The organism is Streptomyces sp. NPDC002057 (genome assembly GCF_040296665.1).
Taxonomy (GTDB): Bacteria; Actinomycetota; Actinomycetes; order Streptomycetales; family Streptomycetaceae; genus Streptomyces.
In genome coordinates, this window is record NZ_JBEOXR010000009.1 from 159,687 (window position 1) to 180,809 (window position 21,123).

Consider the following 21,123-nt stretch of genomic DNA (forward strand, 5'->3'; position numbering starts at 1 on the left):
CGCCTCACCATGACCCATCCTCCGTCCCCAACACGTGTCGAAGCCGTTGGCTGATGCGCGCGGTGTGATCGAAGTGCTCGTACAGAGTGTCCCTCGCGAACCGGTGCTGGCCCTCGGCCCCTGCTGGGCCGAGGGCTGCAATCGGTGTCTGCACGTAGCTACCCGGGCCCAGGTCGTATCCGCGTCGCGCGATGTCGTCCTGGCGCACCGAGCGACACCAGTTCACCTCTCGGGGCTCACTGCAGTCCTCGTCGGAGGAAATTCCGCGCCAGCTGGCGAAGAGGGAACAGATCAGGTCGATGTTCTCGTCCGTGAGCCGACGCGCCGACCGTCCACTACGCGCACCCAGTTGCCGCCCGTCCACAAAGAGAGTCTCTCCCACCCTGGATCTGCGGCCCCACCGGCCACTCGCCCTCTTGTCCTTGCTGAACAGCCACAGGGTCGTGCCGGTTCGTGTGTGGGGGAACAGGCGCGCCGGCAGGGCCACCACTCCGGCCAGCAAATCTCTCTCCACCAAACGTCGACGGATACGTGTCTCCGCCGTACTGAGGCTCCTCGTGGCGCTGTCCGGAAGCAGTACGACCGCCTGTCCCTCGGACGAAAGCCTGTTCAGAACGTGTTGCACCCAGACGAAGTTGGCATTGCCTTTGGGCGGAGTACCCAGCCTCCAGCGCGGATCTTCGGTCAACTCCCCGCCTTGCCAGTCCTTCACGTTCAGGGGCGGGTTGACAAGGACGATATCGGTGAGCAGGTCGGCCGGGGTGGTGCGCAGGCTATCGATCGCGCCTTCTCCAAGATCGTGGTGCAGCCCGTGGAGCATGAGGTTCATTGCCGCGACCCGACGGGCCTCGGGTCTGATGTCCCTGCCGTGAAGGGACAGCACACCAGTGCCGTGATCCTGCTTGCGCGCCCACTGCTCCGCAGCAATCAGGAGCCTGCCGCTTCCGCAGGCCGGGTCCAGTACACGGTCCCCGGCCCGTGGTGCGGCCAGGCCGACCATGAGCCTGGCCAGCGAGCGTGGTGTGTAGTAGTCCCCACCAGTACCGAATCGGGACGAATACCGGTCAAGGCACGCATCGAAGAGACCCGATGTCTCCTCCAGCCGTTCCACCTCGGCAATCAGGGCGGCCAGTGCGCGATCGGCCTTCGGGTGCAACCGGCGGGCCTGCGCCCCTCCCGTCGCTCCCGGGCCGACCGGCCGATGGAGGCCCAGGCGAGCCCACACGCTGCTCAGGGCCGGTTCGGCAGGCCCTGAGATCCGGGCAAGGCCGACCCCGAACGGTGTCGGCCAACACCGCAGGAAGATCACCTGGAAGGCGAGCTGGTGACCTACTTCAGGCGCGACGCCGGCGCAAAGTGCATCCAGCGCGCGCCATACGCCCTTCCACTCCAGCGAGCCGTAACTTGATGGTGCTGTCACGACTGCTTCAGCCACGTGATCGCGGAGATCCCCAGCCCCATGGCGCCTCCGAAACCCAACCCTCCATACTTGATCGCCCCCACCAGCTGCCCCTCATCGGCAAACTGGATGATGCCAGCCAACAGGCCGATGATCATGGATGTCTGAACGATCGTCATGAACAGCAGCGTTCTGTGCTGCACGCTACGCCTCCTCGATCCATCTGAGCGGCAGAACTTCTGACGGGATGAACGTAGCCGTGCAGGCGCGCGCATCTACTGCAGCATGCAATTTTTGTTTTGGGCAAAGGTCAGCGTCACGCCGGTCAGATGGGATGCAGGCGTGTTCTGATCGTGGCTGGAGACGCGGGGGCTCACAGGTATCCCAGTGGATACTGCCAACCGTCTCCAGGGCCGCGACTTCCACGTCACGTTGGTCTGGCACCCGCTCCCCGGCCGCCTGTGCGTCCTGCTCCCCCACCACCGTTTCGCCTCCATAGTCGTGGCCCTCCCCGACAGCACCAACCTCCTGGACCGGCACCCCCGCAACAGCCCGGCCGCTCTCGACGTACCACGGAACCCCGACGGGCGGCGGGCGCACCAAGTGATCATGGACTACCTGGAGAACGAGCTCGTCCATGCCGGTAGGCAGATACTCAGCTCGCCCTCTACGTAGAGCGCGGCGCGCGCCCGACGCGCGGTTGTGGGCAGGGCTGGCCCAATGAGATGCGGCGCGCTGCGGTCACCCGCCGACAGTGTCAGCACAAGTCGCCTCCGGCAGAGGCAGAACGGCCTCCATTGCACCCGCTGGCCACCTCCACGTCGCACAGGCGACAGTCCCCCTGATTGGCCGCCGGTCAGTGGTCGAATGCGTCGAGGTGCCGGCGCAGCAGGTCACCGATGTCTTCTCGGCCCCCTTCGACTGGCAGCGGCGAGGGGGTGTCCTCCCCGTTCGCCATGGCTAGGCTGCTGGCGAAGCACACGAGGTTGGGTGCTGGAGCGAAGGAGTCACGCAGCCAGACGGCGAACGCGCCGGCTTCGTGCGCGGTCACGTCGGTGAGGGTGATGTAGGCGTAGTCGGGCTCGGTGATGGCCGCGGTGCCGTCCAGCCACACGTCCGGCGACAGCTCGATCTCGAAGTCCAACACCGTCATCTCGTGGACGCCGGACCGCCGGTGCCCGATGGTGGCGTCGGGGAATGCCTCTCGCAGCGCCCGCTCCAGGGAGTCCAGCGTGGCGTGCCAGGCTCCACCGTCCCCCTCGGGGGGATAGAAGGCGAAGTTCGTCCGGATGTTTCGTTCCGTGACCATGGTCTTCCTTGTTCTCAGGGGACGTAGCGCGTCGAGCCGGGCGTGCCCGTCATCGCCATCATGGACTGCCAGTAGACGGCGTTTTCCCTGCCGTTCGTCACGATCTCCAGGCCCCTGATCTCGCTGTTGGCGGGGTTGGCCATGGCCTGCTTGTAGCGGACGAGTTCCTTCTCGTCACCCGCGTACATGGAGTCGACGACGGGGTCCCATGAGATCTTCCCCTGATTGTTGATCTTGACGGGCTTCGTCAACGTCTCTTCGACTCGGTCGAGTGTGCGGAAGCTCTTCTTCGTGCAGTCCGGGTCCCGTACGTGCTTCGCCTCGACGAGGTGGCCGTCGAGGGGGCGGATGCCGTCCACCATGAGCCCGCGCTTGCTCCCGAGCAGCGGCACTTCCCGCTCGGGGTAGCCGGCCACGCGGAGCTGGTAGGCGTTGTCCGGGGCCGCCGGGCCACCGCCACCGGCCAAGCCGCCGGGCCGGAGGGTATTCGCCCAGGTGCGGAACTGCTGCTGCTCTGCCGCGGTGAGTAGACGGGTGGTCCCTGGGACCGGTGGAATCGGGTCGGCGAAGGAGATACCCGGGTCGACAGGGTTGATCATCGGAGCCAGCGCCGGGACCTGCCCGGTGTACGAGGCGAGGACGATCGGGACGGGTACGGGAATCGGCGCGGGGATGAGGGGCGGCAGGAGCGGGAGTCCGGGGATGGCGGGCGCTGTCGGCGGATCGGCGGTGGGGAGCTTGATGCGGGCGGCGGACGAGTCCAGTGCGTGGCTCACGGAGCCGAGGTCCCGGATCCAGGAGTCTCCTAGTACGGCGTCGAGCAGTCCGCCGTCGTATCCGTTGCCGCCGAACATCGGCTGTTCCCAGGGCATGTCGACCGCGAAGAAGTCCAGCTTGCGCTCGGCGATCTTCCCCTTGGCGGCCTCCACGTGCTCGGCGTACCGGTCACATGCCTTGGCTATCTGCGTGCAGGCAGCGACGAGGTTCGTCACCAGCGGCTCGCCTTCCTCCGCCTTCGCCGGCGGGCAGGTGAGGCCGACGCTGTGCTTGACGTACGTCTGGAAGGCGTCGGCGGCCTCGCCGGAGTGTGCCTTGCTCGCGGTGAGGGCGTACGCCTGCGCGTCCTCCAGGAAGCGCTGCATGAGTACCCCGGCGTGCCGCCAGGAGCCGGCGACGCCCCGGATCTTCTCCGGCGAGCCACGGAAGCGGTCGCTGCCGCCGCCGGGGGCGTACTGCTCGTACCAGGCGGTCTCCCCTACGACTTCGGGGAGTTCCTGGCCCAGCCCGAGGTAGTTCTCGGTGCAGTCGGCGCCGGGGTCGCCCATCCCTGCGGTGAGGTCGGCCTGCCGTCCCAGGAAGGCAGAGACCTGTCGGCTCTCCTCGGCCATGAACTCGCGGGCGTTACGCATCAGCCCCTTGCTCGTCTCGCCAAGGACGTAGGAGCTGAAGCCCATCTTGTCGAGCGTCGCGGCGGCTGCCGAGACGTACACCTTGGCGAAGGCTCGCCCCGCCTCGTCGTCCCCTGCCATCCCCTGTTGTCGAGCCAGTTCGTGGCCGACGGCAATGGCCGCGTCACGTGCTCCCCGCATCGTGTCGAGAAGCCCCATGGACCCGCGGATCATTCCCTCCGCGATGAACTTGACGTCCGGAGCAAGACCGGCCACCGTCGCACCCCCTTGCAGACGTGAATCGTCAACCTATCTCAGGCGTGTGGCATCGTCTGGGCGGTGTCAGCTGCTCGGCTCATTGCTGTCGGCGAACAGGCGGAAACCGAGCAGTGGCACCGCATCCGGGTCGACGTCGTCGGGGGCGGGTCGGCCTTCCAGAAGGAAGCCGAAGAAGGCGCGCAGGGCTTCGTTGCCCAGTTCCAGAGGGTGGAAGGGCAGCGCGTACGGCTCCTCGTCCCACTCCGGGTCGAGCTCCACGGGCCGGTCACCCGCCCAGTACGGCGTCTCGAAGGGGAAAGGGTCGCCGGTATTCTCCACGATGCCGCCGCCCGGGGAGAGGCTCAGCGAGCGGACCAGACGGCCGTCTTCCCAGACCGCGAAGGCGAGCCAGTCCGAGACGCTGTGCATCGCGTGCAGGATCACGCGGCGTCCTGCTGCCGGTTCAAGAAGGTGCGCCGGCAGCTCCGATGGGCGGTCGAACGTCAGGCGCCGGTCGCAGACCAGGTCCACGCCGGGGAAGCTCGCCGCGTACGTGAGGCCGTCCAGCGGGTACGTCGCCTCCCCCAGGACCTCACCCTCCGTCGACTCCGCACGACAGCCCGGGAAGACCCGGGCGATCAGCGCCGCCGTGTCCTCGACTGTCGGCTCACCCGCCGCCGCCTTCAGCACCGAGGCCACATCTCCGTCCGCGTACGCCAGCAGCGCCGTCTTCGCTCCCATGCGCCGCACGCTATCCGGAGCCACCGACAGTCCAGCCGTCCCGAAAACGCCCGAAGTTTTCGGCGGCGCCCGGCTACCGGCCGCACCCGCTGAGGTCAAAGCCGCCCCTCGCCCCCCACCCACGCGAGTATCTTCTAAGCACTTGGCGGCGGAGCGCGCGGCACTCCAATCAGCATGAGGTCCACAGTTGGAACCGCGCCGAACTCCGACGCGAGCCTGGACGGAACTCGCAGGTCCGGGCAGGCCCAAGGCCCGTGCTCAGCATCTGGCAGCAGTGCCGCAGGCGTCTCAGGCTCGGCTGACCACCACCCAGCGCAACGATGCCGGCCTGAGACGAATCAGCTCGTGCAGCTGCCGGCCGTGCCCCAGCGAAGGAACTCCGTGCCTCCAGCGCCGTCAAGTACTGCCACCGCGTACTGGGCGTAGCCCCATGCCTGCCCCGCGCGAGATTCCGCGAGAACTGTCCGGCAGGCAACGCCGGCGGCGGCCTCTGCCCACTCCGCTCGCGTGCTCTGGTCCCACTCGGGCTTCGTGGCCCACACGTACATCACACCTTCGTGCGGAGCGAAGCCGATACTGGTGTTCTCGTCGCTGATGTAGCGGGGGTCTTCGAACAGCCGGGAGTTGGCGTTCCAGTCGGCAAAGAGCTGGTGGACCGCCTCGGTTGCCACTCTGATTTCGCGCTGGTCGACGCTGGGGATCTGGGCCGCGGCCAGTCCTTCGTCGGTGGGGTGCCAGCTCGGCTCCTGCCCGGGGTCGGCGGCGGTGCGGTCGATGGTCTGCGTGATGCAGCCGGTGTTGGCGCGGAAGTCGTCCTCCCACACGATCGCCGGCGCCGTGGACGTGGTGGTGTCGACCAGGACGTACTCGTCGTACGGAAGGGACTTGTAGATGTCCGCCATCATGCGCAAGGTGAGACAGGCATTCTTGGCCACTCCCTGCACGACGCGTGACTCCAAGGCCGGGCCACTGATGGCTATGTAGAGCTCTCTCCGGGACGGGGCGTAGCCCACGTCGTACTGACCGCTGTAGTCGTAGTCCTCGCCCATGCCGTAACTGAGGGCATGCCCGAGTGCGGCCTCGGTCTCGATCTCCGCTTCTCCTTTGGCACGACGAGCCGCACGCCACGTGGCGATCGTCGCCTCGTCCGCGTTCGCAGGAGTAGGGGATGACGCGGCGTCCACCGCGGCCTGGGAGCTTGCTGCGGGTGAAGCGGAAGCCGGCATGGTGGCGGTCATGCCGGGGGATGCGCTGGCGGGGGGACGGGAACTCGTCGAAGTCGTCTCCGTCTTGTCGGGCTGCAGGGCCAGCACTCCACCCGCCAGGCCACCTATGACAGTGCCCACCGCCGCCGCGATGCCGACGAGTCGTCTGCTGGAAAGGGCAGGACGTCTCCAGTTCGGGTCGTCCAGAGTGGAGACGGCCCACTGGGCAGCAACGGGATCGCCCACCAGTGTCGGCTCCGCACCCGTCGGCGCGACCTGTGTGGCCTGTGCTGCGAGGAGGACGGCACACGTCTCGGCGGCGTCCCACGCGGTGGCTCGGTCCCCCGGCTCCTTGGCAAGAGCACTGCTCACGATGGCGTGGAGTTCGCCAGGAAGGCCACGCAGATCAGGCTCCCCGGACATGACCCGGTAGGCGACCGCGTCAGGGGCTCCCCCACCGAAGGGCGCGCGCCCCGTGGCCGCGAAGGCTACGAGGGCGCCCCAGACGAACATGTCGCCCTCGGGACCCGTTGTACCGGTGCGGTAATGCTCAGGGCTGATCCAGCCAGGAGTGCCGGTCAGAATGCCGGTGCGCGTCACGGATGTGCCGTCGGCGGCATGGGCGATGCCGAAGTCCAGGACTCGGGGACCGACCGGGGTCAGGATGACGTTCTGCGGCTTGACGTCCCTGTGGACGACACCTGCGGCGTGAATGGCCGCGAGGGCCTGGGCTGTGCCCGTAGCAAAGGCGTAGAGGGTTCCACCGGCCAGCGGCCCGTACGCGGCGATGTACCGATCGAGGGTGAGCCCTGGGGCATAGGCAGTGGCCAGCCACGGTGACGGTGCTTCGGCGTCAGCCGCGATCAGGGGTATGAGGCAGGGGCCCTGGACACGGGCGGAGAGCTGGACTTCTCGGCGGAAGCGCGCCCGGAACTCCGCGTCGTCCGCCTGGGCAGGGTGGACGACCTTGACCGCGACCCGCAGACCGGCGGCGTCGAGGCCGGCGAACACCGTGCCCATGCCCCCTGAGCCGAGGCGTCCGATGATCCGGTAGGGGCCGACGCGCTTGGGGTCACCGGGGTGGGCAGCCAGCACCCGCCCACCAGAACGAGCACCGCTCACCGGGCTTCCGATCTCCTTCAGACGTGCAGCAGCCAAAGGCCGGACGCATGCCGGTACCTGAAAGCTGGATATTAGCCGCGCGTCGAGGCGATAGGCACCGCCTTCTCAGGCAATGGTCGGCAACACTTCCTCATCGAGCGCACAAGAGCGAAACGGAGCCGACGAGCCTCGCTCGCCGTGCTCCGTCTCTTTCGCCGCAGCGCGTCTGTTCATCGGTGCGCGCCGCGGCCCGACCCTCCCCGACAATCGACTGCCGACCCATCAGAACGAGCGTCACTTCAGCGTCAAGATATCGCCCGTAACGCCCACACGGCACCTACCGCGCACCGGCAAAACCCCAGGTCAGGCGTCCTTCTTAACCGGCTCCAGGATCGCGACGCACTCCACATGATGCGTCATCGGGAACAGGTCGAACGCGCGCAGTGTCCGGACCTTGTAGCCGCGTTCCGCGAAGTAGGCGAGGTCGCGGGCGAGGGCTGCCGGGTCGCAGGCGACGTAGGCGATGCGGCGGGCGCCGAGGCTTGCGAGGTGGTGGACGGTCTGCTTGCCGGCGCCGGCGCGCGGGGGGTCCAGGACGATGAGGTCGACCTCGGTGATGCCCGTGCGCGGGAGGACCGACTCGACCTTGCCCTGTTCGATGCGGACGCGCGGGAAGGCGGCCAGGTTGTGGCGGGCGTCCTCCACCGCGCGCTTGCCGGACTCGATGCCGAGGACCGCGCCCTGGTCGCCGACGCGGTCGGCGAGGGCGCCCGCGAAGAGGCCGACGCCGCAGTAGAGGTCGAGGGCCGTCTCGCCCTTGCGGGGGGTGAGGCCCTGCATGACGGCGAGCATGAGGGTCTGGGCGGCCTTCGGGTGGATCTGCCAGAAGCCGCCGCTGCCGACGCGGTAGGTGCGCTCGTCGGCGCGCTCGCGGACGAAGGCGCGGCCGTGGACGCGGTGGACGCCGCCGTCCTTCTCGTCGACGCGCAGGACGGAGACCGGCTTGTCCAGTTCCACCAGGGGGAGGCGGCCGCCGGGCTTCGGGGTCAGGATGACCTGGCGGTCGTTCGAGCCGGAGGCGGCGATGGCCTCGACGGAGGCCATGCCCGCCCAGTCGCGCTTCTCGATGCCGAGCTCCGAGACGCCCTGCGCCGCGATCATGCAGTGGTCGATGACCTCGACGTCGTGCGAGCGGTGCTTGCGCAGGCCCGCGTTGCCGTCGGCGTCGACCGTGTACTGGACGCGGGTGCGCCACTGCGGGACCTCGCCCGGCGGGAGCTTGTCGCCCTCGGCGGGCATGACGGTGCCGTCCCAGCCGGCCTCCTCCGGGGTGAGCCCGGCCAGGCGCTGGAGCTGTTCCGCGATGACCTCGCCCTTGAGGCGGCGCTGGGCGCCGGGCTTGGCGTGCTGCCAGTCGCAGCCGCCGCACTTGCCCGGGCCCGCGAACGGGCACGGGGCCTCGACGCGGTCCTTGGACGGGTCGAGGATCGTGATCGCGTCGGCGCGCAGGAAGCGGGAGGTCTCCTCGCCCTCGGTGACGCGGGCGACGATCCTCTCGCCGGGCAGCGCGTGGCGGACGAAGAGGACGCGGCCCTCCTCGGTGCGGGCGATGCAGTGGCCGCCGTGGGCCACCGGACCGACCTCGACCTCGTACTCTTCCCCGACCAACGACGAAACAGGGGCGTTCTGCATGGTGGGGGGACTCCAAGGGGAAGTGGCGGTGGGCTGCCGTACGGACGGCAGCCCACCAGTCTAGTTGTTCTTGTCCGGTTGTTCTCCGCGAGCGGCTTCTCAGCCGCTCTTCACCGTCGGCTCCTTGTGGCCCTTCTCGACCGGGCCGCGGCGGACCGAGCCCGGCGCGGTCCACTCCTGGCGCTTCCTGGCCCGCTTCTTCGCGGCCTCGGAGGACTGGAGCTGGTACGGGACCGAGGTCACCATGACGCCCGGGGTGAAGAGCAGCCGGCCCTTGAGGCGCAGGGCGCTCTGGTTGTGCAGCAGGTGCTCGTACCAGTGGCCGACGACGTACTCGGGGATGTAGACGGAGACGGCGTCGCGCGGGCTCTCGCGGCGGATGTTCTTGACGTACTCGATCACCGGGCGGGTGATCTCGCGGTACGGCGAGTCGAGGATCTTGAGCGGGACGTTGATGCCGCGCCGCTCCCACTCCTCCCGGAGCGCCTTCGTCTCGACGGGGTCGACGTTGACGGTCAGCGCCTCCAGCTCGTTCGCGTGCATGAGCTTGGCGTAGGCCAGGGCGCGGAGCGTGGGCTTGTGGAGCTTGGAGACGAGGACGATGGAGCGGACCCGGGAGGGGCGTACGTACTCGTCGGGCCGTTCCTCCGCGGCGGCGATCTCGGCGGAGACGGAGTCGTAGTGCCTGCGGATCGCGGACATCGTCCCGTAGAAGATCACCATGCCGAGCAGGGCGACCCAGGCGCCGTGGGTGAACTTGGTGGCGAGGACGACGACGAGGACGAGGCCGGTGAAGAAGGCGCCGAAGGCGTTGATCGCGCGGGAGCGGATCATGTGGCGGCGCTTGGCCGGGTCCTTCTCGGTCTTCAGGTGCCGGTTCCAGTGCCGGACCATGCCGGTCTGGCTGAGGGTGAAGGAGACGAAGACGCCGACGATGTACAGCTGGATCAGCTTCGTCGAGTCGGCTCCGTAGGCCCAGACGAGGAGGGCGGCGGCGCCGGCGAGGAGCACGATGCCGTTGGAGAAGGTGAGGCGGTCGCCGCGGGTGTGCAGCTGGCGCGGCAGGTAGCGGTCCTGGGCGAGGATCGAGCCGAGGAGCGGGAAGCCGTTGTACGCGGTGTTCGCGGCCAGGAAGAGGACCAGCGCGGTGGCGGCGGCGAGGACGACGAACAAGAACGTCCCGTCGCCGAAGACGGCGGCGGCGACCTGGGAGATGACCGGGTCCTGGACGTATCCGTCGCCGACCGGCACACCGTTCAGGAGCAGGTCCTGGGCGGGCTTCTCCGCCATCCGTACGTCGGTGGCGAGGGCCAGGAAGATGATGCCGCAGAACATGGTGACGGCCAGCGCGCCCATGAGCGCGAGCGTGGTGGCCGCGTTCTTGGACTTGGGCTTGCGAAAGGCCGGGACCCCGTTGGAGATCGCCTCGACGCCGGTGAGGGCGGCGCAGCCGGAGGAGAAGGCGCGCAGCAGCAGGAAGAAGAGCGCGAAGCCGGCCAGGCCCTGGTGCTCGGGCTTGATCTCGAAGTCGGCGGTGGGGGCCTGCATGGTCTCGTCGAGGACGATCCCCCGGTACGCGCCCCAGGCGATCATCAGGAAGACGCCGGCGACGAAGACGTACGTCGGGATGGCGAAGAGGCTGCCCGACTCCTTCACCCCGCGCAGGTTCATCACCGTGAGCAGCACGATGACGCCGACCGCGCAGAGGACCTTGTGCTCGACGACGAACGGGACGGCCGAGCCGAGGTTCTCGATCCCGGAGGAGATCGACACGGCGACGGTCAGGACGTAGTCGACGAGCAGGGCGCTGGCGACGGTGAGTCCGGCCTTGGGGCCGAGGTTGGTGTTGGCGACCTCGTAGTCGCCGCCGCCGCTCGGGTAGGCGTGGACGTTCTGCCGGTAGGAGGCGACGACCGTGAACATCAGGACGACGACGGCCAGCGCGATCCACGGGCTGAAGTGGTACGCCGACAGACCCGCGATCGACAGGACGAGCAGCACCTCCCCGGGTGCGTACGCCACCGAGGACAGCGGGTCGGAGGCGAAGACGGGGAGGGCGATCCGCTTCGAGAGAAGGGTCTCTCCGAGCTTGTCGCTGCGCAGGGCCCGCCCGATCAGGATCCGTTTGGGCACGTCGGTCAGTTTGGACACGGAGAGGATCGTAAGCGTTCGAAAAGAGCCACGCGCACCGGCACCCCCGATCGGCACCGAATCTCCCTCAGTACCACCTCGGATGCGGTCTCGGCCAGCGTTGCCGCTTAAGCTCGGACCGGGTGACCCGGCAGGGTGTTGCCCGCCGCGACCCGGGCGCATCGGGTGAGGAAAGTTGTGAGCAGGGTGTTTTCGCAGGTCAGCAAGGCGATCAGGAGTGCGGGGTAAGGGGACGTGCACATCGTCATCATGGGCTGCGGGCGAGTGGGAGCCGCTCTCGCGCAGACCTTGGAGCAGCAGGGGCACACCGTCGCCGTGGTTGACCAGGACCCGACGGCTTTCCGTCGTCTGGGGTCGGGTTTCGGCGGTCGGCGCGTCACGGGCGTGGGCTTCGACCAGGACACGCTGCGTGAGGCCGGCATCGAGGACGCGGGGGCCTTCGCCGCGGTGAGCAGCGGCGACAACTCGAACATCATCGCGGCGCGGGTCGCGCGCGAGATGTTCGGCATCGAGAACGTGGCGGCGCGGATCTACGACCCGCGTCGCGCCGAGGTCTACCAGCGTCTCGGCATCCCGACCGTCGCGACGGTCCGCTGGACCGCCGACCAGATGCTGCGGCGGCTGCTGCCCTCCGGCGCGGAGCCGCTGTGGCGGGACCCGAGCGGTGGTGTGCAGCTCGCGGAGGTCCACACGACCCCGGCCTGGATCGGCCACAAGGTGAGCCGGCTCCAGGAGGAGACCGGTGTGCGTGTCGCGTTCCTCACCCGGCTGGGCGAAGCGATTCTGCCCACCTCGCAGACGGTGCTCCAGGAGGGTGATCTGGTGCACGTGATGATGCGTACGGACGAGATCGCGAAGGTCGAGGAGGCCTTCGCCGAGGGTCCCGAGGAGGGCGGTCACTGATGCGTGTCGCTATTGCGGGCGCGGGTGCGGTGGGCCGTTCCATCGCGGGCGAGCTCCTGGAGAACGGGCACGAGGTCCTGCTCATCGACAAGGCGCCGACCGCCATCTCGGTGGAGCGGGTGCCGCAGGCGGAGTGGCTGCTCGCCGACGCCTGTGAGATCACCTCGCTCGACGAGGCGGCGCTCCAGCGCTGCAACGTGGTGATCGCGGCGACCGGTGACGACAAGGTGAACCTCGTCGTCTCGCTGCTCGCCAAGACCGAGTACGGCGTGCCGCGGGTCGTCGCCCGGGTGAACAACCCGAAGAACGAGTGGCTGTTCAACGAGGCCTGGGGTGTGGACGTGGCCGTCTCGACGCCGCGCCTCATGTCGGCCCTGGTCGAGGAGGCGGTGAGCGTCGGCGACCTGGTCCGGCTGCTGCGCTTCAGCCACGGCGACGCGAACCTGGTCGAGCTGACGCTCCCGCCGGAGTCGGCGGTCGCCGGCACCTCCGTCGGGGACGTTCCCTGGCCGCAGGACACCTCGCTGGTGACGATCATCCGCGGTTCGCGGGTGCTGACGCCGAGCCCCGAGGAGACGCTGGAGGCCGGTGACGAGCTGCTGTTCGTGGCCGCGCAGGCCCGCGAGGAGCAGCTGGAGGACCTGCTGCAGGTCCGCCGCGAGGCCGACTCCGAGGCCTGAGCACAGCGCGGGAGACACGCGGGAGGGCCCGGACCTGACGAACAGGTCCGGGCCCTCCCGCGTGCTGCCCCGGTACGGGGTTCAGGCCTCCGGGTGGCTCCGCGCCGCGGCGGCTGCCTTGCGCTCCTTCTCGGCGCGCTCCTCGGCCTCCATCTCGGCGAAGACGTCGATCGGCGGCGGCGCCTTCGCGAGGAAGACCCAGGTGAGGTAGACCGCGAGCAGGAACGGCGGGATCTTGAGTGCGATGAGGACCCAGCCGAACTTGGTCGTGTCGGCCCACCAGTACATCGGGAAGAGGATCGCGCACTTGCCGAGCAGGATCAGGCCCCAGGCCCAGCTCGCCTTCGTGTACGCCTTCTTCCGGCCCGGGTTGCGGGTGCGCCAGGAGAGGTTCTCCTTGAAGACCGGGCCGAGGATCAGGCCGATCAGGGGCACTCCGGCGAGCGCGGTGACGATGTACGCGAGGGCGAGGCCCAGGGTGTACAGCATGCCCGGCAGGTAGAAGTCCTTGGCGTTCCCCGTCATCATCGCGAAGACGACACCGAAGGCGACGCCGAAGACACCGCTGAAGGCGTGCTTGACGGTGTCCCGGCGGATCAGCCGGACGGCGACCAGGACCAGCGAGACCGCGAGCGCGGCGATCGCCGAGACGTGCAGGTTCTTGTTGATCGTGAAGATCGTGACGAACAGCAGGCCGGGCACGACCGTCTCGACCATGCCCCGCACGCCGCCGAAGGCCTCGAACAGCGCGGCCTCGGTGACCTCCTTCGAGGCCTGGGCGTCCTGGTCCGTGGTGGTCGGCTTGTCGAGGGACGTCACCGGCTACTCCTGTCCGAGCGGTCGGAGCTCGTATTTGGGGTTGAAGAGGACCCGCCGGCCGTGGCTCATGGAGATCCGGCCGGAGGCGATCAGCTTGCGGCCCGGTTCGATGCCCACGATGGAGCGCCGGCCGAGCCATACGACGTCGAGCGGTGCCGTGCCGTCGAAGAGTTCGGCCTCCAGCGCGGGCACGCCGGCCCGAGGACGCAACGTGACCGTGCGCAAGGTACCAGTCACCTTGACTATCTGGCGGTCGGAGCAGTCGCTGATTCGCGTGCACCCCGACGCTTCGGCGTCCTCCTGGAGCTCCTCCGACTCCAGGTCCTCCGGGGAGGAGGAGAGCCGGTCGAGCATCCGGCGGAACCGACCGGCCGGCTTCTCTGTACGTGGTGCAGCGCTCATACAGAAAGCGTACCGGCCACCGCTGTCACCGGGACCGGCCCGGGAGGCGCCGTCCGTTCACCGTTCGAAGCGGTAGCCCATGCCCGGTTCGGTGACGAAATGGCGCGGGTGGGAGGGGTCGGTCTCCAGCTTGCGCCGGAGCTGCGCCATGTACACCCGGAGGTAGTTGGTCTCCGTGCCGTACGAGGGTCCCCAGACCTCCTGGAGCAGCTGCTTCTGGCTGACCAGGCGGCCGCTGTTGCGGACGAGGACTTCGAGGAGGTGCCACTCGGTGGGGGTGAGCCGGACGTCCCGGCCCTCGCGGTGGACCTTCTTCGCCGCCAGGTCGACGGTGAAGCCCGCGGTCTCGACGACCACGACCCCGTCCTCGGCGCCGCCGACCGGCTCGGCCCGCCGGACGGCCGCGCGCAGCCGGGCGAGCAGCTCGTCCATGCCGAAGGGCTTGGTGACGTAGTCGTCGGCGCCCGCGTCGAGCGCCTCGACCTTCTCGTCGGAGGTCTGCCGGGCCGAGAGGACCAGGATCGGCACCCGCGTCCAGCCGCGCAGGCCCTTGATGACCTCGACGCCGTCCATGTCGGGCAGGCCGAGGTCGAGGACGACGACGTCGGGGTGGCGTTCGGCGGCGAGCCGGAGGGCGGTGGCGCCGTCGGGCGCGGCATCGACCTCGTACTTCCGCGCCTTGAGGTTGATCACCAGCGCGCGGACGATCTGCGGCTCGTCGTCGACCACGAGGACCCGGGTCATGGAGGGGGCCTTCCTTCTTCGGTCGCCCGTGCGGGCGGGAGCAAGAGGGTACGGGAGGGGGAGCGGGCGGTACGGGAAGCGGGACCGCGTCCGTACCGGGGGCGGTCCCGGAGGGGGGCCTCCGGCGGACCTGCGGCGGACCGGACCTCGCCGAACCGACGGCGACGGCCCGGAGGGGGCGGCGGCCACCGGAGCGGGGAGCCCGTCCGGGACCTGCGGGGAAGGGGCCGTACGACCACGGCCCCCGGTCAGGTCACGGCGTGGGCCGGGAGGTCGGCGGCGGGCGGCGGGGTCCCGCGCGGGGCGGCCCGCAGGGTGAGCACCATCGTCAGGCCGCCGCCCGGGGTGTCCTCGGCGCCGAGCGTCCCGCCCATGGCCTCGACGAAGCCGCGGGCCACCGCGAGGCCGAGGCCGACGCCGGAGCCGCGAGGGGCGTCGCCGAAGCGCTGGAAGGGCTCGAAGATGCCGTCCTTGGCCTCGTCGGGCACGCCGGGACCGCGGTCCACGACCCTCAGTTCGACCCGGTCCCCCAGGGTGCTGGCGGCGACGGCGACGGGAACGTCCTCGGGGCTGTACTTGACGGCGTTCTCGACGATGTTGGCGACGGCCCGCTCCAGGAGGCCCTTGTCGACCTCGACCATCGGCAGCGTCTCGGGGATGTCGAGCTCCGCGCTGCCGTCCGGCACTCCCCCGAGGGCCATGGGGACGACCTCGTCGAGGTCGACGGTACGGATCAGCGGGGTGACGGTGCCGGTCTGGAGGCGGGACATGTCGAGGAGGTTGCCGACGAGGTGGTCGAGGCGGTCGGCGCCGGCCTCGATGCCTTCGAGGAGTTCGGCGCGGTCCTGCTCGGACCATTCGACGTCGTCGGAGCGGAGGGAGGAGACGGAGGCCTTGATGCTCGCGAGCGGGGTCCGCAGGTCGTGGCTGACGGCGGCGAGCAGGGAGGTGCGGATCTTGTTGCCCTCGGCGAGCTTGCGGGCCACCTCCGCCTCGCCGACGAGCCGCTGCCGGTCGAGGACGACGGCGGCCTGGGCGGCGAAGGCGCCGAGGACGCGCCGGTCCTCCGCGGGCAGCACCCGGCCGGAGAGGGCGAGGGCCAGGCGGTCGCCGACCGGCATGTCCACGTCCGCCTCCTCGGGCCGGGCCGCGGGGTGGGGTCCCACGCTCGCCGCCCGGGTCCACGGCTCGACCTCGTTCTCCCGTTCGAGGAGGGCGACGGACTCCATGGAGAAGGTCTCGCGGACCCGTTCGAGCAGGGCGTCGAGGCTGGTCTCGCCGCGCAGCACGCTGCCGGCGAGGTAGGAGAGCACCTCGGACTCGGCGCGCAGCCGGGCGGCCTGGTGGGTGCGCCGGGCGGCCAGGTCGACCACCGAGGCGACCGACATGGCGACGCCGAGGAAGACCGCTATGGCGACGATGTTCTTGGGGTCGGCGATGGTGAGGCGGTGGACGGGCGGGGTGAAGAACCAGTTGAGGAGGAGGGAGCCGGCCGCCGCGGAGGCGAGCGCCGGCAGGAACCCGCCGAGCAGGGCCGCGGCGACGGTCAGGGCGAGGAAGAGCAGCATGTCGTTGGCGAGACCGAGGTCGGCGTCGACATGGGTGAGGAGCAGGGCGAGGAGGATGGGACCGGCGACGCCGACCATCCAGCCGCTGATGATCCGGGAGCGGCCGAGGCGGGCGCCGCGGGCGACCGGCAGTCCGCGTCCCTTGGCGACCTCGCCGTGGGTGACGATGTGGACGTCGAGGTCGGTCCCGGAGTCCCGGGCCACGGTCTGGCCGACGCCGGGGCCCAGCACGTACTGCCAGGTGCGGCGGCGGCTGGAGCCGAGGACGATCTGGGTGGCGTTGACCCCGCGGGCGAACTCCAGGAGCGCGGAGGGTATGTCGTCGCCGATGACGTGGTGGAACGTTCCGCCGAGGTCCTCGACGAGGGTCCGCTGGACCGCCAGCTCCTTCGGCGAGGCCGCGGTGAGACCGTCGCTGCGGGCGATGTAGACGGCGAGGACCTCGCCCCCGGCGCCCTTCTCCGCGAGACGGGTGGCGCGCCGTATGAGCGTGCGGCCCTCCGGGCCTCCGGTCAGCCCGACGACGATGCGCTCGCGGGCCTGCCAGGTGGAGCGGATGTTGTGCTCGCCCCGGTACTGCTGGAGGTACTCGTCGACCCGGTCGGCGGTCCAGAGCAGGGCCAGCTCGCGCAGGGCGGTGAGGTTGCCGGGGCGGAAGTAGTTGGAGAGGGCCGCGTCGACCTTGTCCGAGGTGTAGACGTTGCCGTGGGCCATCCGGCGCCGCAGCGCCTCGGGCGACATGTCGACCAGCTCGATCTGGTCCGCCCGGCGCACGACCTCGTCGGGGACGGTCTCCCGCTGCCGTACGCCCGTGATCGCCTCGACGACGTCGCCGAGCGATTCCAGGTGCTGGATGTTGACGGTCGAGACGACGTCGATGCCGGCCGCGAGCAGCTCGGCGACGTCCTGCCACCGCTTGGGGTTGCGGGAGCCGGGGACGTTCGTGTGGGCGAGTTCGTCGACGAGGGCGACGGCGGGACGACGGGCCAGGACCGCGTCGATGTCCATCTCCGTGAAGGTGGTCCCCCGGTACTCCAGGGTGCGGCGCGGCACCTGCTCCAGGCCGTGCAGCATCACCTCCGTGCGCGGCCGCCCGTGGTGCTCCACGAACGCCACGACGCAGTCCGTGCCGCGCTCGACCCGGCGGTGCCCCTCCGAGAGCATCGCGTAGGTCTTGCCGACGCCCGGCGCAGCGCCGAGGTAGATCCGAAGCTTGCCGCGTCCCATGGGACGACCATACGTCCAGTCAATCGGACATTCCGCACGTCGGGAGGGGGGTGGGGCGGTCTTGACGTGATTCTGATGTGCCGCCGCCCCCTGTCCGACCGGGGGATGTGCTCAGTGCTCGATGATCTCGCCGTCGCTCAGCTCCAGGACCCGGTCGGCCAGCCCCAGGAGCTGCGGGTCGTGGGTGGCGACCAGGGCCGTGCAGCCCTCGCTGCGCACCACCGCGCGCAGCAGCTGCATCACGGCGAGCCCGGTCTCCGCGTCCAGCTGGCCGGTGGGCTCGTCGGCTATCAGCAGGGCCGGCTTGTTGGCGAGGGCGCGGGCGATGGCGACGCGCTGCTGCTGACCGCCGGAGAGCTCGCCGGGCCGCTGGGCCGCCTGGTCCGCGAGGCCCACCAGGCCGAGGAGGAGGGCCACCCGCTCCTCGCGCTCCTTGGGGTCGGCCTTGCGCAGCCGCATCGGTACGCCCACGTTCTCGGCGGCGGAGAGGATCGGGAGCAGTCCGAAGGACTGGAAGATGAAGCCGATCCGGTCGCGGCGCAGTTCCAGGAGACCGTTCTCACCGAGGGTGGAGAGGTCGACGCCGTCGATGACGATCGTGCCCCCGTCGGCGGTGTCGAGACCGCCCACGAGGTTGAGCAGCGTGGTCTTGCCGGAGCCCGAGCGGCCCTTGAGCGCGACGAGCTCGCCGCGCGGGACGTCGAAGGAGACCCCGCGCAGGGCGTGGACGGCGGCTTCGCCCGTGCCGTACGAACGGCGCAGGTCCGTCACGCGGACCATCGGCCGGCCGGCCGGGTCCTCGGCCACGGCCGTCGCGGACCCCGTGCTGCTCTCACTCACGCTGCGCTCCCCCTCCTCGAACATGTGCCCGCCAGTATGGTCCGCGGCCGGGCCGGAGGACCAGGGCCGGTGGGCGGAACCTGTGGACAACGGCCGATGGGCCGCGTTCCCGTACGAGAGGTACGGGAACGCGGCCCATCGACAGGGACGACCGGCTGGGGCGATCAGCGGATCTCGGAGATCTCCGGGCCGCGCTGGAGCTGGCCCATGCCGCCGGAGAAGCGGGAGTTCTCCTGCTCCTCCTGCTGCACGCCGTCCGGCACCATCTGCGCGTCGTTCGGCAGCTTGAGGACGATCGGGTCGCGCGGGGCCATCGGGCCCTCGCCGCGGACGACCACGGTGTCCCGGACGATCTGCTCCAGGAGACCGGCGGCCTCGGGCTGGACCGCGCCCTGTCCGGAGATCACTCCGCGCAGGAACCAGCGGGGACCGTCGACGCCCACGAAGCGGACCAGCTGCACACCGCGGTTGCCGTCCGGCAGCTGCACGGGGACCTGGGCGCGCAGCTCCCAGCCCAGCGGGCCCTCGACCTCGTCGATGACACCGCCCTGCTGGACGATGCCCGTGGCGATCTCGTCGCGGACCTCGCCCCAGATGCCCTCGTTCTTCGGGGCGGCGAAGGCCTGCAGCTGTACGGCGCTGTCGCGCAGGACGACGGTGGCCGCGACGATCGCGTCGCCCGCCACCTCCACCCGCAGCTCCATGCCCTCGACTCCGGGCACGAAGACGCCGCCCAGGTCCACCCGGCCCTCGTCGGGCTTGGTGACCTCGGAGATGTCCCAGGGTCCGTCGGGCCGGGGCGCCGGCGGAAGGTTCACACGGCGCGGGGCCGCGTCGTCCGCGTCCTCGCCGTCCACCGCGTCGACGACCTGCTCGGCCTCGCCCGCCGCGTCCTCTGCGGCACCGCTCTTCTTGCGACGTCCGAACACGTCACTGTCCTTCCCGGTCGGATACGACCGAAGCGTATCGATTCCCACCCGTTGTGCCGTCCACGGCGGCGTGACCGCCGGTGGACCCGAAGCCCCCCTCGGCCCGCGCCGAGCCGGGAAGTTCCGCGACCTCGTGGAAGCGCACCTTCTCGACCTGTTGGACGACAAGTTGGGCAATCCGATCGAATCGTTCGAACCGCACGGTCTCGCGCGGGTCGAGATTGACCACGATCACCTTGATCTCTCCACGGTACCCGGCATCCACCGTCCCCGGGGCATTCACGAGCGCCACTCCGCAGCGGGCGGCGAGTCCGGAGCGGGGGTGCACGAAGGCGGCGTACCCGTCCGGGAGGGCGATGGAGACCCCGGTGGGCAGCACGGCGCGCTCCCCGGGGGCCAGCTCGGCGGCCTCGGTGGTCACGAGGTCCGCGCCGGCGTCGCCGGGGTGCCCGTAGGCCGGGATCGGCACGTCCGGGTCCACGCGGCGGATCAGTACGTCGACAGGGTTGCGCATCAGGGGTTCACCTCGAAGGCGCGGGTGCGCCGGACCTGGTCGGGGTCGGACATGGCGGCCCGGATCTCCTCCGGACGGCCGTTGTCGATGAAGTGGTCGACCTTGACCTCGACGAAGAGGGCGTCGGCGCGGACGGCGACGGGGCCCTCGGGCCCGCCGATCCGGCCGACGGCGGTCGAGAAGATCTTGCGGCCGTGGACGGCGGTGACCTCGGCCTCCAGGTGGAGCACGGTGCCCACCGGGACGGGCCGGACGAAGTCGGTCTCCAGGCGTCCGGTCACGGCGATGACCCGCAGCAGCCAGTTCAGGGAGCCGAGGGTCTCGTCGAGCGCGGTGGCGAGGACGCCGCCGTGCGCGAGGCCGGGGGCGCCCTGGTGGTCGGTGGTCACCGTGAACTCGGCGGTGACGGTCACGCCGTCGCCCGCGCGCGCCTCCAGGTGGAGGCCGTGGGGCTGCCCGCCGCCGCACCCGAAACACTGCTCGTAGTGCGAACCGAGCAGCTCGCCGGGGGCCGGCGCGTCGGGGTGGCGTACCGGCGGTATGGCGTCGGCCGGCGGGGTCAGGGCGGCAGATGTTGCAGTCACAGGCGCAGACCTTACCCGCGCGGCAGTGCCCTGGTCGCGCCGTGCCAAGCTTGGACGCATGCAGCCTTCCGCATCGTCTTCCGCCCCCTCCCCCGCGCCCTCCGCCGCGCCGCGCTTCGACGAGCGGCTGACGGCTCCCCGATCGTGGTGGGTCATCGCGGGCCTGCTCGGTCTGTCGGGCGGCCTGATCCTGTTTCCGCTGGGTACGGTCCCGATGCTGGGCGGTCTGATCGTGGCGGCGGTGCTCGCGGGGGCGGCGGTCTCCTCGTACGGCTCCGCGCGGGTCAGGGTGGTGGCGGGTTCGCTCGTGGCGGGCGACGCGCGGATTCCGGTAGCGGCCCTCGGGGCGGCCGAGGCGCTCGACGCGGAGGAGGCGCGCGCCTGGCGCACGCACAAGGCCGATCCGCGCGCCTTCATGCTGATGCGCAGCTACGTGCCGCGGGCGGTGCGGGTCGAGGTGACGGACCCGGCGGACCCGACGCCGTACGTGTACCTCTCCAGCCGTGAGCCGGAGGCCCTCGTGGCGGCGCTGGAAGCGGTCCGCGCGGAATCCGGGGACGAACGCTGACGGACGCGCTGACGGGACCCAGGACCGATGGCTCCCGGGCCGGCGCTCCGGGACCGGTAGGTCCGGGACCGGTGGGTCCGGGACCGGTGGGTCCGGGACCG

At 70.3% G+C, this 21,123-nt stretch carries 20 protein-coding genes; 4 read left to right on the top strand and 16 right to left on the bottom strand.

What is annotated here, in order from left to right; genetic code table 11:
* Positions 1-4: 4 nt before the first annotated feature.
* Positions 5-1,435: an N-6 DNA methylase gene (locus ABT129_RS10675; RefSeq protein ID WP_351899244.1), complete on the bottom strand. Its 1,431-nt coding sequence runs from the start codon at positions 1,433-1,435 to the stop codon at positions 5-7.
* Entirely contained in the window at positions 1,417-1,602 is a 186-nt protein-coding gene (locus ABT129_RS10680) for a hypothetical protein (RefSeq protein WP_351899246.1), read from the bottom strand. The genes ABT129_RS10675 and ABT129_RS10680 overlap by 19 nt, the downstream gene beginning before the upstream one ends.
* Before the next feature lie 184 nt (positions 1,603-1,786).
* On the opposite strand from ABT129_RS10680, the gene ABT129_RS10685 reads away from it, so the two are divergent.
* Positions 1,787-2,074, top strand: a complete 288-nt coding sequence (locus ABT129_RS10685; RefSeq protein WP_351899248.1) for a hypothetical protein — start codon at positions 1,787-1,789, stop codon at positions 2,072-2,074.
* 181 nt (positions 2,075-2,255) lie between these two features.
* Here ABT129_RS10685 and ABT129_RS10690 read toward each other — a convergent pair whose 3' ends face one another.
* The 6 genes from ABT129_RS10690 to ABT129_RS10715 form a co-directional block, all read right to left on the bottom strand.
* Positions 2,256-2,708, bottom strand: coding sequence for a hypothetical protein (locus tag ABT129_RS10690; protein WP_351899251.1), 453 nt, complete (start codon positions 2,706-2,708; stop codon positions 2,256-2,258).
* Positions 2,709-2,722: 14 nt separating this feature from the next.
* Positions 2,723-4,372, bottom strand: a complete 1,650-nt coding sequence (locus tag ABT129_RS10695; RefSeq protein ID WP_351899253.1) for a restriction endonuclease fold toxin-2 domain-containing protein — start codon at positions 4,370-4,372, stop codon at positions 2,723-2,725.
* A gap of 66 nt (positions 4,373-4,438) precedes the next feature.
* Positions 4,439-5,095 (bottom strand): DUF6928 family protein, encoded by a 657-nt coding sequence (locus ABT129_RS10700; protein ID WP_351899256.1) that lies wholly within the window; start codon positions 5,093-5,095, stop codon positions 4,439-4,441.
* Positions 5,096-5,433: 338 nt separating this feature from the next.
* Entirely contained in the window at positions 5,434-7,395 is a 1,962-nt protein-coding gene (locus tag ABT129_RS10705) for a protein kinase domain-containing protein (protein WP_351899258.1), read from the bottom strand.
* 369 nt (positions 7,396-7,764) lie between these two features.
* On the bottom strand, positions 7,765-9,093 hold the full coding sequence (locus ABT129_RS10710) for a class I SAM-dependent RNA methyltransferase (protein WP_351899260.1): 1,329 nt from the start codon (positions 9,091-9,093) through the stop codon (positions 7,765-7,767).
* A 99-nt stretch (positions 9,094-9,192) separates the two neighbouring features.
* A complete protein-coding gene (locus ABT129_RS10715; RefSeq protein ID WP_351899263.1) occupies positions 9,193-11,244 on the bottom strand; it encodes an APC family permease in 2,052 nt (683 codons plus the stop codon).
* A 234-nt stretch (positions 11,245-11,478) separates the two neighbouring features.
* Here ABT129_RS10715 and ABT129_RS10720 point away from each other — a divergent pair, with 234 nt between their 5' ends.
* Positions 11,479-12,147: a potassium channel family protein gene (locus tag ABT129_RS10720; protein WP_189832557.1), complete on the top strand. Its 669-nt coding sequence runs from the start codon at positions 11,479-11,481 to the stop codon at positions 12,145-12,147.
* Positions 12,147-12,827 (top strand): potassium channel family protein, encoded by a 681-nt coding sequence (locus tag ABT129_RS10725; RefSeq protein WP_351899265.1) that lies wholly within the window; start codon positions 12,147-12,149, stop codon positions 12,825-12,827. Before ABT129_RS10720 ends, ABT129_RS10725 begins: the two co-directional genes overlap by 1 nt.
* Before the next feature lie 81 nt (positions 12,828-12,908).
* On the opposite strand, the gene ABT129_RS10730 is transcribed toward ABT129_RS10725, so the two are convergent.
* From ABT129_RS10730 to ABT129_RS10765, 8 genes are all read right to left on the bottom strand, one after another.
* Complete coding sequence (locus ABT129_RS10730; protein WP_351899266.1) at positions 12,909-13,646, bottom strand: DUF3159 domain-containing protein; 738 nt, start codon at positions 13,644-13,646, stop codon at positions 12,909-12,911.
* 3 nt (positions 13,647-13,649) lie between these two features.
* The gene (locus ABT129_RS10735; protein WP_015036728.1) at positions 13,650-14,048 is read right to left on the bottom strand and encodes an OB-fold nucleic acid binding domain-containing protein; all 399 of its coding nucleotides are present in this window, start codon (positions 14,046-14,048) and stop codon (positions 13,650-13,652) included.
* Positions 14,049-14,105: 57 nt separating this feature from the next.
* Positions 14,106-14,792, bottom strand: a complete 687-nt coding sequence (locus tag ABT129_RS10740; RefSeq protein WP_351899269.1) for a response regulator — start codon at positions 14,790-14,792, stop codon at positions 14,106-14,108.
* Positions 14,793-15,040: 248 nt separating this feature from the next.
* Positions 15,041-17,587 carry a DUF4118 domain-containing protein gene (locus tag ABT129_RS10745; protein WP_351899272.1) on the bottom strand — a complete coding sequence of 849 codons (2,547 nt, stop codon included), beginning with the start codon at positions 17,585-17,587 and terminating at the stop codon, positions 15,041-15,043.
* 111 nt (positions 17,588-17,698) lie between these two features.
* Complete coding sequence (locus ABT129_RS10750; protein ID WP_351899273.1) at positions 17,699-18,427, bottom strand: ABC transporter ATP-binding protein; 729 nt, start codon at positions 18,425-18,427, stop codon at positions 17,699-17,701.
* Positions 18,428-18,591: 164 nt separating this feature from the next.
* Positions 18,592-19,356, bottom strand: a complete 765-nt coding sequence (locus ABT129_RS10755; RefSeq protein ID WP_351899276.1) for a DUF3710 domain-containing protein — start codon at positions 19,354-19,356, stop codon at positions 18,592-18,594.
* Position 19,357: 1 nt separating this feature from the next.
* The gene (gene dut, locus ABT129_RS10760) at positions 19,358-19,870 is read right to left on the bottom strand and encodes a dUTP diphosphatase (RefSeq protein ID WP_073819644.1); all 513 of its coding nucleotides are present in this window, start codon (positions 19,868-19,870) and stop codon (positions 19,358-19,360) included.
* Positions 19,870-20,454 (bottom strand): PaaI family thioesterase, encoded by a 585-nt coding sequence (locus ABT129_RS10765; RefSeq protein WP_351899279.1) that lies wholly within the window; start codon positions 20,452-20,454, stop codon positions 19,870-19,872. The genes dut and ABT129_RS10765 overlap by 1 nt, the downstream gene beginning before the upstream one ends.
* Before the next feature lie 58 nt (positions 20,455-20,512).
* On the opposite strand from ABT129_RS10765, the gene ABT129_RS10770 reads away from it, so the two are divergent.
* Positions 20,513-21,022 carry a DUF3093 domain-containing protein gene (locus tag ABT129_RS10770; RefSeq protein ID WP_351899282.1) on the top strand — a complete coding sequence of 170 codons (510 nt, stop codon included), beginning with the start codon at positions 20,513-20,515 and terminating at the stop codon, positions 21,020-21,022.
* The last annotated feature ends 101 nt before the right edge of the window (positions 21,023-21,123 follow it).